General features: G+C 55.4%; 13 protein-coding genes and 1 pseudogene. 8 read left to right on the top strand and 6 right to left on the bottom strand.

Annotation, left to right across the window (positions count from 1 at the left end):
• Nucleotides 1-387: 387 nt before the first annotated feature.
• Nucleotides 388-819 (bottom strand): nuclear transport factor 2 family protein, encoded by a 432-nt coding sequence (locus tag IC37_RS28235; RefSeq protein WP_030129334.1) that lies wholly within the window; start codon nt 817-819, stop codon nt 388-390.
• Nucleotides 820-1,185: 366 nt separating this feature from the next.
• Between IC37_RS28235 and IC37_RS28225 the strand changes: the two genes are divergently transcribed.
• From IC37_RS28225 to IC37_RS28210, 4 genes are all read left to right on the top strand, one after another.
• Nucleotides 1,186-1,827, top strand: coding sequence for a hypothetical protein (locus IC37_RS28225; protein WP_030129335.1), 642 nt, complete (start codon nt 1,186-1,188; stop codon nt 1,825-1,827).
• Nucleotides 1,827-2,270 carry a phage holin family protein gene (locus tag IC37_RS28220; protein ID WP_030129336.1) on the top strand — a complete coding sequence of 148 codons (444 nt, stop codon included), beginning with the start codon at nt 1,827-1,829 and terminating at the stop codon, nt 2,268-2,270. Before IC37_RS28225 ends, IC37_RS28220 begins: the two co-directional genes overlap by 1 nt.
• Nucleotides 2,267-3,091 carry a DUF3618 domain-containing protein gene (locus IC37_RS28215; RefSeq protein ID WP_030129337.1) on the top strand — a complete coding sequence of 275 codons (825 nt, stop codon included), beginning with the start codon at nt 2,267-2,269 and terminating at the stop codon, nt 3,089-3,091. The genes IC37_RS28220 and IC37_RS28215 overlap by 4 nt, the downstream gene beginning before the upstream one ends.
• 116 nt (nt 3,092-3,207) lie before the next feature.
• A complete protein-coding gene (locus IC37_RS28210; RefSeq protein ID WP_030129338.1) occupies nt 3,208-3,492 on the top strand; it encodes a hypothetical protein in 285 nt (94 codons plus the stop codon).
• A gap of 29 nt (nt 3,493-3,521) precedes the next feature.
• Here the strand turns inward: IC37_RS28210 and IC37_RS28205 are convergent, their stop codons facing one another.
• Nucleotides 3,522-4,079: an ATP-dependent Clp protease proteolytic subunit gene (locus tag IC37_RS28205; protein WP_030129339.1), complete on the bottom strand. Its 558-nt coding sequence runs from the start codon at nt 4,077-4,079 to the stop codon at nt 3,522-3,524.
• Nucleotides 4,080-4,363: 284 nt separating this feature from the next.
• On the opposite strand from IC37_RS28205, the pseudogene IC37_RS30770 reads away from it, so the two are divergent.
• Together IC37_RS30770 and IC37_RS28195 are read left to right on the top strand one after the other, a co-directional pair.
• A pseudogene (locus IC37_RS30770) lies at nt 4,364-4,522 on the top strand (general stress protein); the annotation flags it as partial.
• Nucleotides 4,523-4,858: 336 nt separating this feature from the next.
• Complete coding sequence (locus tag IC37_RS28195) at nt 4,859-5,200, top strand: hypothetical protein (RefSeq protein ID WP_030129341.1); 342 nt, start codon at nt 4,859-4,861, stop codon at nt 5,198-5,200.
• 65 nt (nt 5,201-5,265) lie between these two features.
• Here the strand turns inward: IC37_RS28195 and IC37_RS28190 are convergent, their stop codons facing one another.
• The 3 genes from IC37_RS28190 to IC37_RS28180 form a co-directional block, all read right to left on the bottom strand.
• Entirely contained in the window at nt 5,266-6,738 is a 1,473-nt protein-coding gene (locus IC37_RS28190; protein WP_256580804.1) for an amino acid permease, read from the bottom strand.
• A gap of 181 nt (nt 6,739-6,919) precedes the next feature.
• The gene (locus IC37_RS28185; protein WP_030129343.1) at nt 6,920-7,990 is read right to left on the bottom strand and encodes an ornithine cyclodeaminase; all 1,071 of its coding nucleotides are present in this window, start codon (nt 7,988-7,990) and stop codon (nt 6,920-6,922) included.
• A 53-nt stretch (nt 7,991-8,043) separates the two neighbouring features.
• A complete protein-coding gene (locus IC37_RS28180) occupies nt 8,044-9,078 on the bottom strand; it encodes a histone deacetylase family protein (protein WP_030129344.1) in 1,035 nt (344 codons plus the stop codon).
• Between the two features lie 120 nt (nt 9,079-9,198).
• Between IC37_RS28180 and IC37_RS28175 the strand changes: the two genes are divergently transcribed.
• Nucleotides 9,199-9,699, top strand: coding sequence for an Lrp/AsnC family transcriptional regulator (locus tag IC37_RS28175; protein ID WP_030129345.1), 501 nt, complete (start codon nt 9,199-9,201; stop codon nt 9,697-9,699).
• A gap of 194 nt (nt 9,700-9,893) precedes the next feature.
• Nucleotides 9,894-11,078 (top strand): patatin-like phospholipase family protein, encoded by a 1,185-nt coding sequence (locus tag IC37_RS28170; RefSeq protein WP_030129346.1) that lies wholly within the window; start codon nt 9,894-9,896, stop codon nt 11,076-11,078.
• 9 nt (nt 11,079-11,087) lie between these two features.
• Here IC37_RS28170 and IC37_RS28165 read toward each other — a convergent pair whose 3' ends face one another.
• Nucleotides 11,088-11,747, bottom strand: coding sequence for an MliC family protein (locus IC37_RS28165; protein ID WP_030129347.1), 660 nt, complete (start codon nt 11,745-11,747; stop codon nt 11,088-11,090).
• Nucleotides 11,748-11,983: the final 236 nt, after the last annotated feature.

Genomic DNA, 11,983 nt, shown 5'->3' with positions numbered 1-11,983 from the left:
CCCTGCGAAAGCTTAGTGGGCGATCGCAGGGGGCGGCGGGGGTAGCCATTTCATTATTTGATCGCTGGCGTGCACAAATAATGTGTTCACAGAAAATCCAGTGTGGGAGCGGGCTTGCTCGCGAAGAGGCCAGTACATCCAGCATTGCAATCGCCTGACACACCCTCATCTTGCAAACAAAACCCTGTGGCGAGGGGGCTTGCCCCCGTTGGGTTGCGAAGCAGCCCCAAAGCTGACACCGCATTTGCTTCAGGTACACGGCGGACGCTTATTTTACGACTGCTGCGCAGCCGAACGGGGCTAGCCCCCTCGCCACATCCGGAGCTGCCGCAGGCTGCGATCTTTTGGGGCTGCCAACGCCTATCGACTGCCTTGCCAAGCAAAAAATCAGAAGCGGAACGCTTGTCGTCCTACCAGTAGCCATTTGCCTTTCTGTTTCTGCCATATCTGGAAGTTCTCGATTTCCGTCGGAACGATCTCTTCACCCCTGATGGCTTGTGCCGAAAAATGATGACGGACCAAAGCCACATCACCCGACAGCGTGATGGTCTGGCCTTGCATTTCGAGTGTCTTGAAAGCGCTTTTGCCGGTTTCGATGTCGGCGATAAACGCTTTCTTGTCCTGGATTTTCCCGCTGGAATGCCCGTAGGTGAGGTTTTCAGCGGTGAGTGCGTTCAGTTGGGGAATATTCTTGTGCAGCATGGCTTGCGTCAGATGGTCTACGGCCACGGCGACATCCTTCTCACCCGATGAAGGGGCTGCCATCGCATAGCCGCTGAAGAGGCACAAAAATCCTACAAGCAATTTCGTTTTTTTCATGGGTATTTTTTCCTTTTTGTTATGGAAATGACAGACGAGAGATAGGCGTATCGTCTGTCATCGTACAACTTAGCAGGTTTTTGTTGCGAGACGCATCCAGCCAGTCAATGAAACGCAATCCTGTGGGAGCGGGCTTGCTCGCGAAAGCGATGTATCAGGCGACATCAATGTTGAATGTGCCGCCGTCTTCGCGAGCAAGCCCGCTCCCACAGGCTCCGCTCTCGCGAGTACCACCGGTGCGCTTTTTATCACTTCATCATCTGCTTGGAACTCCCCGCCAGACACCCTCGTCATCTGCAATGAAGCACCACCGCGGGCACACCGCGGCCACTTCCTGACGTGTTCATTACGAAGGCGATGGATGACATGACTATTCCAGACAGCAGTACCGGACAACCGGATGCCCCTCGGGATTCCGCAGGCTCCGAACAAAACTTTCAGCATTTAAAGGAGGAGGTTACCGAAGCGATAGGCGGTGCGCGGCATCAGGCCGATGAGCAGTTCGGCCAATACCGCGATACCGCAGCGGATCAAATTGAAGCATTGGCCAGAGGCGCCCAATCGGTCGTTTCCGAGATCAGGACGAACGATACGTTCGGGATGTCCGACTACCTGGCGGACATGGCCGACAGCATGAGCAGCCTGGCCGGAAAACTGCGCAGCAAAAGTGCCGAAGAGCTTTTGCACGATGGCGCTGACCTGGCACGCGACAATCCGGGGTTGTTCATTGTCGGCAGCATCGCGGTGGGGTTCGGTCTGTCGCGGTTTCTGAAAGCTGGCACGAACACGATGCCAACAACGACCGACCGTGAGTTCGCTGGCCAGAGCAGCACCACCGCGTTCAGTGGCGATGGCTCGCAAGGAACTTATGAAACCTCGATGCCTCCCGGGGACGAGTTGTCGCCCGGGTTGGCCACTGGCATCACGCCGTCCTCGCCGAGCGCGCCCGACCATCGTGGCGATAGTTCCTCAATGCCGGGTTCCAGCCCCTTCTCAGGAGAACGGTGATGAACAGAAATGATCCAGAACTGCAACCCACACCACCCGTCACACCGTCTGTCACGACGGCTGATCATGACGCTTCCGTGGTTGGTTTATTGCGGCAGTTAACTCGGGAAGTACCGGCGTTATTCACCAAGGAGCTGGCGTTGGCCAAGGTGGAATTGCAGGCCAGCCTGACGACATTGAAAGCAGGGATTGCCGGGGTCGCCGGTGGCGCCATCGTGCTGCTCGCCGGGTTCATCATTCTGCTGATGGCAGTCGTCTATGCCTTGAGCCTGGTGATGGCGCCCTGGCTGGCCGCGCTGATTGTCGGCGTCGTGGTGATGGTCATCGGGTTCGTGATGCTGCAGGCAGGCAAAAAACAATTCGAGCCTTCCCACTTCAAGCCTGAACGCACCCTGGACGCATTGAACAAAGACCAGGAAGCCCTGCGGAGGAAAGTATCATGAACCGAGAATTCGAAACCGAAGCGGCCAAGAGCCCGGAAACCATCGAGCGTGAAATCGATGCGCAACGGGAGAACATCGGGCATATCGTCGACGCGCTGGAAAGCAAGTTCACCCCTGGCCAGATGTTCGATCAGGCGCTGCTGATGATGCAAAGCAACGGCTCGACCTTCCTGACCAATCTGGGCACCAGTGTGCGCAACAACCCCGTGCCCGCGGTGCTGACCTCGGTCGGGCTGATGTGGTTGATGATGAGCCAGAATCGTCCGCCAACGCCCAGGGAATATTCCGTCGAGCCGGATGTCGATTGGGCCGATGACTTGGCCGAAGGGCTCACCGATGGCATGGACAGCGCCCGACAGCGTCTGCACAACACCACCGATTCGATCAAGGACAGCTATCAGGCGGTCAAGGGTAAGGCCGCGCACCTGAGCGACAGCCTGCATGCGAAGACCGATCACCTCAGTCACGCCGTCCATGACACCAGTGATCGCCTGGCGCGCAGGACTCATGAAATGGGTGACCAGTTCAGTCATCTGCTCAAGGAGCAACCACTGATGATGGCTGCGGTCGGTATAGCGGTGGGAGCGCTATTGGGCGCGGCGCTACCCACCACGGCGACGGAGCGCCGCTATCTGGGCAGGACCAGCGCAAGCCTCACCGGCAAGGTCAAACAGCAAGCACGGGAGGGCTATGAGGCGGTGCGCGAAAAGGTGATGGAAACCACAGAGTCCCACGAGGCAATCGCTGGAGAAACGGGCGAGATGCGCAAGACCGCGTCCGAAACCTCAGCCGACCTGTCGCGTGGGCTGGGAACTTCTTGACAGGTATCAGGGCAAGACGGGAGGTCTGATGCACAGACGTCCCGTCGAGCCCGGTTTGTCGACACCCTTGAAACAGGCAGGACTCCAAGATCAGACACCATGACGAGGTGCGCATCATGATTGATGAATCCACAGGCATGACCCCAGGTGTGCGTTACGAAATCGAGAACCGGGAAAGGGTAGAACCGTTTGCCGGTTTTTTTCTGGACGGCAAGTATTACCTCATCCCCGAACTGCAAACGGCCATCGGCTGGCTCGAGGGCAACCGCTTTATCTACGATGACCTTGATCCCGAGGGCGAGCCGGTTTTCAAGGACCGTGTGGCCGGCACTATCAAGGATTTGAAACTCACGCTGAGTGACGGAATGACGTTGGAGATCCATCCCATTGCAGGTATCTGACTCATCGGACCGAAAAACTCAAGGCCGCCTCAACCGCCACTGACTTTCCAGTGTTTGACATTATCGGCAAACACCATCTGATGCATTTCGTGGGCGATGCCGTAGGCCAGGGATTCATGCGCCGCGATTACTTTCTCTTCCGCTGAAAGGCAATGAAAAATGTCCAGTTTGGTCTCTGCGTTGGCAGTTTCCAGAGCAAAGATTTGCACGTAACGCGCGAGGTCGTTATCCAGGCTCAAGAGGTATTCGCGCAGGCGTTGATGGTCGACCGAGCTTTGGGGGAAGTACCAATTCATTGGGTGAATCAGAAACCGCGAATGGGGCGCGGTGATCCGTCGGCCGGCGGCCAGGAACATGATGATGCCCATCGACTCGATGTTGCCGGCATTGATCGCGCACAGCGGTATTGGCAGGGATTTAAGGAAGGTATAGAGGGCGAAGCCAAAGTTGGTGCTGCCGCCGCTGGTGGAAAGATTCAGCAGTAGGGATGAGGCGCCCTGATCGATGGCGTCGAGGCAGCAGTCTCTGAAGCGCTCCATGGTGCCCTGATCAATCTGGCAATGAAAGTGGACGATGTGCTCTGTCATCGACGTACCTCCATACGGGATAAATTAGAGAGCTGATGATTAAGCGTACCTGCTTGAATGATGCCAGACCTCAACGCTCTTTTCTTTCATCAATTTGTATAAGCGAACCCGTTTTTATACTCGTTTGATTCACACCATTAGTCGCCGCCGCAGGAGTTTTCTGGAACTAATAACCCCAATCCGTTGGTCGCAAGAATGCGCATCAGTTCAAACTTTCAATGACAGAAATCCTCGGAATTAGACGAGCCGACGAAGGTTCGCGAGAAACAATGAGGAGAACGAAAATGGCTAACACCGGTGACAAAAAACCTGGCAATTTTGCCAACGACCCTGATAAAGCCTCCGAAGCTGGCAAAAAAGGCGGGCAGTCGGGCGGCGGGATGATGAACGATCCGCAACGTGCCTCCGAAGCCGGCAAAAAAGGTGGACAGGCCTCTGGGGGACGTCAATCCAGCGATACCAATCGTCCCGGCAGCGGACAGGGAGCAGGGCGCCAAGGCAACTTTGTCGAAGACAGAGAGAAAGATAAAATGGCTGACGCAGACAAAAAAGGAGGAGGGCAAACTCCCGGCGGTGGGCGTAAACCCTGATGCCGTGTGAAATACGTCAAGCCCCGCTTCTGGCGGGGCTTGGTTTTGCGATAGCGCGGCGCAACTATCGGTTCAAGTAATAGTGACAATCAAGGAACGCCAGTTCTGCTTTGTCGGGCAAAGGTGGAAAATCGCCTCCATCGAAGACGTTGCTCAACGAACCAGATTTTTTATTTCAGGACTTCACCGATGCGCCTTTTATTTGTTCCTGTCATGGCTTTCGCCTCCTTGCTGCTAGCCGGTTGCGCCTCCGCACCGAACGATCCGACGCTGACCTTTCAGACGAAAAAAACGCCTGCCGAGTACGCCGACTGCGTGGTGCCGAAGTTGCAGGGCAATGCCCTGAACCCGACGGTCTCGCAAACCCAGCGCAGCTACCGGATCGTGGTGCCGAGCAAAGTCGCGGCAGACAACGTTCTCGAAGCCTACAAGGCGCCGAACGGCGGCAAGGTATTTTTGTATGAGCGCCACTTGCTGGCGTCGAGTTTCATGCCTTCGAGTTTCGAACGTGCCGCGCAGGAATGCCTGTAACCCGTAACGGCTTTTGAAAATGCTCCTTTGGTTGGCCGCAACCAACCCATTTTTTGTCCCGCACCTCATTCGGTCGCGGGACTTTTTTTGCGTGCAGGTTTTGGTGGGCAATGGATCATTCTTTGAGAAGTGACCCCGCCGCTTTGGCTGGCCTTGTTCCTGCTTCTGAAATGCGAGAGTTGGTAGGCGATTGCCAGCCAAATGAACCATGCAGGCATCACGCACAGTGCAAGGCGGGTGTCTGGCCGAAGAGCAAGCAGGCACAGCACAAATGCGAGAAATGCGAGGGAGAACCACGCCATCGGCACGCCTCCGGGCATTTTGTACCGAGATTGCGCATGAAGATCGGGTCTTGCTTTGCGATAAGCGATGTAGGACGCCAGGATGGTCGACCAGGTAAAGATCACCAGGATGGCCGACACCGTCGACACGATGGTAAAGGCGGTCATGACCTCAGGGATGATAAACAGCAGCAGCACCCCCAGCAGCATCAGAAAGGTCGTGAAGGCCAGGCTGATGAGCGGAACACTGTTTTTCGACAACCGTCTGAAGATACCGGGTGCACTGCCAAGGTCAGCCAGGCCGAACAACATGCGGCTGGACGAGAAGACGCCGCTGTTGGCGGATGACGCCGCAGAGGTCAGCACCACAAAGTTCACAATGCCGGCCGCCGCTGGAAAACCCGCGATCAGGAACAGTTCGACGAAGGGACTTTTGTTGGGCGATACCTGCTGCCATGAGGTCACCGCGATGATGCAGACCAGGGACAGAACATAAAAAAGGATGATCCGCAGCGGTATGGAATTGATGGCTTTGGGCAACGTCTTTTCGGGCGACTTGGTTTCGGCGGCCGCGGTACCGATTAATTCCGTGCCCGCGAACGAAAAGATCGCCATCTGAAAGCCGGCGAAGAAGCCGAACAGGCCGTTGGGGAACGCGGCTTGCTTGTCCAGCAGGTGCGTCAGGGAAGCCGTGACTCCCGTGGGTGAGACGAAGGAGCTGGCGATCAGCAGCACACTGACGGAGATCAGCGCGACGACGGCGATTATCTTGATGATCGCGAACCAGAATTCAACCTCGCCGAACAGTTTGACGGTGAGCACATTCAAGGCGAATAGCGTCAGCATCATGCCGATTGCGGGAATCCAGGCCGGTACATCAGGAAACCAGTATTGAAAGAAGCCCCCGACGACCACGGCATCTCCCACTACGGCCACGCTCCAGCTCAACCAGTATGACCATCCGAGAAAGAAGGCCGCACGAGGGCCGAGGTAGGTCCCGGCAAAGTCAGCAAAGCTTTTGAAGTTCAGGTTAGATAAAAGCAGCTCTCCCATGGCACGCATGACGAAGTAAACAAAAAGACCGATGATCATATAGATAAGTATGATCGAGGTACCGGACAGGGCGATGATCTTGCCGGAGCCCATGAACAGCCCCGTACCAATGGCGCCGCCCATGGCCATTAGTTGAATGTGGCGATTGCTGAGCGTGCGCTGCAATGCGGGTTGTTCAGTTATTTCATGCGTATCTGATTTCATCACAAAACCTCTTGATTTTATGTTTTTTGAGTTTTGGCAGAGAAATAGTGTGTGTTTTATTGTTGTAAGTTCGCCATTGCGCCCTATGGATCAGGACGGTGGTTCAAACGCTTGCAATATCGGTTAATCAGTAAGGTGTTCGTGGCTCGCCACCTGACTTGATAGCGAGCTATCGTCTGTCTTAGCTTGCTGCTAGCTGCTGTTTTTGCGGGGGCGATGCTGATGAGAAATCAGAGTTTTCCTCAATTAATTGATACAGGTTCTTTATGTTGACAGGCGTGGGTACAAGATGGATTTTCTCGCCGATCGCGTATTTTCTAGCCTGGTCATGCAAGTAACGAAGTGAAGAAAAGTCTTCAAGGGCGAATCCCACCGAGTCGAACACCGTGACTTGCGTGTCATTTTCCCGGCCTGGTTCGTTATCCCGAACGATGCGGAAATATTCGATGACAGGATGGTCAGCATCCAGTTGCTGAATGTCGCCTTCAATGCGCGTCTGCGGTTCAAACTCGACAATGATCCGGGCGTTGCGCAGGATATCGGCATGAAGTTCGGTTTTCCCGGGACAATCACCGCCAACCGCGTTGATATGCATGCCAGGCTCGATCATGTCGGGCGTCAAAATTGTCGCGTAGGCCTTGTCCGCCGTGACGGTGGTGATGATATCAACGCCTTTGACGGCTTCATGCACCGAGGAGGCTACGGTGACATTGATGCCGGTATAGCTTTCCAGGTTTTGTTTCAATTTCAATGAAGCGGCGCTGTCGATATCAAATATCCGCACCTCGTTGATCCCGAGCATTTCATAAAAGGCAATGGCCTGGAATTCGCTCTGGGCGCCATTTCCAATAATGGCCATGCGTGTCGAACCCTTGCGTGCCAACGACTGGGCTACCAGGGCGGACGTTGCCGCTGTGCGAACCGCGGTGGTCAGGGTGAGTTCGCTGAGAACGGCGGGGTATCCGCTATCGACGTTCGCCAATACACCAAAGGCCATGACGGTCAGCAAGTTGTTGCTGGCATTTCCTGGATGGCCGTTTACGTATTTGAATGAATACTGTTTTCCATCGTCAGTCGGCATCAGTTCGATCACCCCGCAAATGGAGTGATTGGCGGTGCGTGGGGATTTATCAAAGTCAGCCCAGCGGCAATAATCAGCCTTGATGTAGTTGGCCATTTGCGTGATGGCCTGACCGATTCCAATCTTGCCAAAAAGCGTGGCGGCGTGATCAACGTCTATGAATAGAGTCATCTATGTTTATCTCTTAGTTGTAAGTCCATGAAGGTTGTCTCGGTCACCGAAACTTAGAATTGTTTGCTCTCATACCCATGAAGTACATTGACCGCATTAATGCCGATTTCATCGACCATATAGCCCCCTTCCATGACGAAGAGTGTCGGTGCGCCGACTGTGGCGATGATTTCACCCATGCCAAAGAAATCCTGGCTTTCCAGAAGAAAGTGGCTGATCGGATCGTCCTTGAACGTATCGACGCCCAAGGAAATCACTAAGAGTTCAGGCGAGAAGTGACGAAGTTTTTTGCAGGCGTGGATCAGGGCGTTTTGATAACTATGCCAGGTGGTGTTTTTCGGCAACGGGTAGTTCAGGTTATAACCGTCACCGGCACCTGCTCCACACTCGCTACTGAAACCCGAGTAATAAGGATAGGAAACCGACGGATCTCCATGAAGGGAGGCAAACATCACATCGTTGCGATCGTAGAAAATGTTCTGTGTGCCGTTGCCATGATGGAAATCGACGTCCAGCACCGCGACACGTTTAGCACCTTGAGTCAGTGCATGTTGCGCGGCGATGGCCGCGTTATTCAGGTAACAGTAGCCTCCCATGTATTCACGAGCAGCATGGTGTCCGGGCGGACGACACAGGGCAAAGGCGCTGTTTTGGCCTTCGTTGATCAACGACAGTCCAGTGAGTGCAATGTCCGCGCTGGTTTTGACGGCTTCCCAGGTGGTCGCGGTGATCGGCGAACCGGCATCCATGGCAAAGAAACCGAGCTTGCCATCAATGAACGCGGGGACGTGTTCATTGGACAAGTCGCGCACCGGCCAGACCAGGGGAAGGGCGTCATGCTCCCGGCCGGTTGCCGTCCATTCGGACCATGCGGTTTCCAGAAAGGAGACATAGCGCTCACTGTGTGTATTGACGTAGCACGCCCGGTCAAACGTTCGCGGGACGATGATATCGCCGAGCCCAACGTGCTGGACTCGGTCGCGAACGGTATCCGCTCGGCTTGGCTGTTCGAAAGAAGGTTTGAGAACGCCATCCTTTAATTCGGTCCCATGGTGCAAGCGATGGGAATCGCTGAAAACTGTAAGCATTTATACGCATCCGTCATGGTGGTCCAGTGCCAATAGTTTGTTCTGGTGCGGATGCACTTTCTTTGCTTTTTGTTCTCGCTCTGCTAGCTTAATCGGGATTATTTTCCCGTGGATGGCACCATGCAGAAAAAAAATACTCATCGCGCCTTGCTTGACGATACCGACCTTTCCATCCTTGCCTTGTTGCAGGAGGACGCCAGCATTTCCAACGCCGAGTTGAGTGAACGCCTGTCGTTAAGCCTTACCCCATGCTGGAGGCGGCGCAAGAGACTGGAAGAGGAGGGAGTGATCAAGGATTACCAGGCAAACCTGGACCGGCGCAAGCTAGGGCTGGACATCATGGCGTTCGTGCATATTCGCTTTTCCACGCACACCGACCACACCCCCGAGGCCTTTGAAGCCGTCATCATGCAGCTCCCGGAGGTCTTGTCTTGTCACAAGATAACCGGGGATGCCGATTACCTTCTGCAAGTGTTGGCTCAGGATCTTGATAGCTACAGTGACTTTGTCGAGAGCGTATTGAGGCGACAACTCGGTATCGCCTCTATCCAGTCAAGTCTTGCGTTGCGTGAAGTCAAAACGACCAGTCGTATCGCCATTGCGGGGCGGACAAAGCAGTAAACGGGCGTTCTGAAACGTCCAGCCAATGGGTGGAGGATCAGCCGCAGGACAGACCGGACGTCCCACCAACGTTAGGACTGCCTTTGCTTGCGCTAGCATGAAAGATGTTCAGGCCACTCGCTGACTGCACAGGTCATGGGTGTGTCGAGTGTGCGTGACGGGCTTTGCCAATTGCAGGGGCCGGAGGAGGCGTGTTGAAACCATTCCAGCTCAGACCTAGCGCCTCAACCCTGAACATGTTGCGTCAAGCGTGCCTGCAACGCCGTGATGCGGTGCCGCCAACGTTAACCGAAAAAGCGCTGATCCCGGACATTCCAAATGCTCGTTACTGGCTGGACCAGGACCTGACTCCATTCATTCGGGATGTGAGCCAGGCCAACCTTCGAGAGGCTGAGGCGCTCGCCAGCGCAGGGCTACCGAACGACATCCTGCCGCGGGCAAATATGCTGGCCGTTTCGGGCGGCGGTGACGCCGGCACATTCGCGGGGGGCATCATTGCGGGATGGACCCGGCATGGGACTCGACCTGTGTTCAAAGTCGTCACCGGCATTAGCGCTGGCGCCCTGGTCGCCCCGTTTGCCTACCTGGGGCCCCAGTACGACGATGTCATTGTGCGTATCTGCAATGCAGTCGGTCCAAAAGACATTTTCCATGCGCGCAATATGCTGACCCGTCTGACCAGCGATGGTATGGCGCACAGCAAGCCACTGTCGCGGCTCATTGCACAGCACATCACTGCCGAGATTCTTGCGGCGATCGCGGCGGAATACGCCAAAGGACGGCTCCTGATGATCGGTACAACCGACCTTGATTCAGGGCGCCCGGTCACCTGGAACATGGGCGCTATTGCCTCCAGTCAGGCACCGGGAGCGCTCGAGCTGTTTCGCAACATCATGGTTGCGTCGATGAGTATTCCCGGTGCCGTCTCACCCGTCATGATTGATGTGGACGTTAACGGTCACCCGTTTCAGGAAATGCACGTGGACGGAGGTGTCCTTACGCAGGTGTTCCTTTACCCACCCGGCACCGTGATGGCGCTGAACCAAGTGCCCGGGGCGCGTTTGCGTCGTGAACGGCATTTCTATGTCATTCGCAACGGCAAACTGGAACTGCAATGGTCCGGAACGAAGCGCCGAACCTTGAACATCGGCGGTCGAGCCATCAGCGCATTGATCCAGAATCAGGGGATCAGCGATCTGGATCGGATTTACCGAATTGCCCAGCAGGATGGGGCGGACTTCAATCTAGCGTACATCGGCTCCGACTTCCGCATTTCTCGCCTCCATAAATTCGATGGCGAGTACATGAAGCGCTTGTTCAAATACGCCTTTGATCTCAGTGCCAAAGGCTATCCGTGGCATAAATCGCCGAGTACGTGAGAGACGGTCTCAGCCGATCGGCTCGGCCGTACAACTCATTTCCCCTGAGCCTGGTTTCTGGAAAAGCACCACGTTGCCGTCTTGCCAGAAGCTGTAGCTCCCCAGGGAATCCTTGCCAGTGTATTGGGTTCCCGAATCATTCTGCACCTGGCTCAGGGTGATCGAGGTGTTCGCCCATTTCAGGTACACGACACCAGGCTGGGTGTTAAAGAAGGTGGCGGCCATCAGCGCGTTAAGCCCTGTACACCGAAAAGCCAGGGGGCCTTCGGTGAGTCTGTCTGGATCCTTGGTTCTCGCAATGGCCGAGCCTTGGCGTAGCTGGTGCGCGCGCTCGGCATAACTTCGGATCGCGCACGCCTTGGGCGCAGGCTCGGAGGCGCACTGCTCGCGGGCCTCGGCCCAGAACTGCTGGTCGATCATGACTTTGTCGGGACGCGGTACTGAATGTTCATCCGTGAGCGCCAGCCGATAAAGACGCGTCAGTTCGATATCCATCTGCATCAGTTGTGGGTCGCGACAGATCAGCTTTTCGACGGATGCCTTTGCCGTGGCGCAGTCGAAGCTGGTCTGGAAGATGGGCGAAGGGGACGCAGCATTTGCACAGGTACTCGTCGCCGCACACACGCTGGCAGCGAGCAGACAGGTAAAAAGGGTCGTGACCGTTTTCATGTTGGCTTGATTATCACGTGATGCCTGGATTGCCGTGGGATCTACCGATCCGTTGAACAGTCATTCGTTCGCATTGGGTGTATCGCAGTGTAAGTCAGTGCTCAAAACTTGCCACATCCGTTCGAGGGAGTAGAAAGCACAAAAGGAATTAGAGGTTGCATCATAAGAACATTGGAGAGTGTCAGATTTTTTGTGTGCGGGCCGGTAACGGCCTGCCGTCAGGCAGGCCTTCATTT

The organism is Pseudomonas sp. QTF5, assembly GCF_000512695.2.
Taxonomy (GTDB): domain Bacteria; phylum Pseudomonadota; class Gammaproteobacteria; order Pseudomonadales; family Pseudomonadaceae; genus Aquipseudomonas.
This window is presented reverse-complemented; position numbering and strand designations above follow the sequence as displayed.

What these genes read in the sequence shown, in the direction of transcription:
- IC37_RS28175 (WP_030129345.1), top strand. Translation starts at nt 9,199, where the DNA reads ATGCAGAAAAAAAATACTCATCGCGCCTTGCTTGACGATACCGACCTT.
- IC37_RS28215 (WP_030129337.1), top strand. Translation starts at nt 2,267, where the DNA reads ATGAACCGAGAATTCGAAACCGAAGCGGCCAAGAGCCCGGAAACCATC.
- IC37_RS28205 (WP_030129339.1), bottom strand. Translation starts at nt 4,079, where the DNA reads ATGACAGAGCACATCGTCCACTTTCATTGCCAGATTGATCAGGGCACC.
- IC37_RS28210 (WP_030129338.1), top strand. Translation starts at nt 3,208, where the DNA reads ATGATTGATGAATCCACAGGCATGACCCCAGGTGTGCGTTACGAAATC.
- IC37_RS28220 (WP_030129336.1), top strand. Translation starts at nt 1,827, where the DNA reads ATGAACAGAAATGATCCAGAACTGCAACCCACACCACCCGTCACACCG.
- IC37_RS28165 (WP_030129347.1), bottom strand. Translation starts at nt 11,747, where the DNA reads ATGAAAACGGTCACGACCCTTTTTACCTGTCTGCTCGCTGCCAGCGTG.
- IC37_RS28195 (WP_030129341.1), top strand. Translation starts at nt 4,859, where the DNA reads ATGCGCCTTTTATTTGTTCCTGTCATGGCTTTCGCCTCCTTGCTGCTA.
- IC37_RS28190 (WP_256580804.1), bottom strand. Translation starts at nt 6,738, where the DNA reads ATGAAATCAGATACGCATGAAATAACTGAACAACCCGCATTGCAGCGC.
- IC37_RS28235 (WP_030129334.1), bottom strand. Translation starts at nt 819, where the DNA reads ATGAAAAAAACGAAATTGCTTGTAGGATTTTTGTGCCTCTTCAGCGGC.
- IC37_RS28225 (WP_030129335.1), top strand. Translation starts at nt 1,186, where the DNA reads ATGACTATTCCAGACAGCAGTACCGGACAACCGGATGCCCCTCGGGAT.
- IC37_RS28185 (WP_030129343.1), bottom strand. Translation starts at nt 7,990, where the DNA reads ATGACTCTATTCATAGACGTTGATCACGCCGCCACGCTTTTTGGCAAG.
- IC37_RS28180 (WP_030129344.1), bottom strand. Translation starts at nt 9,078, where the DNA reads ATGCTTACAGTTTTCAGCGATTCCCATCGCTTGCACCATGGGACCGAA.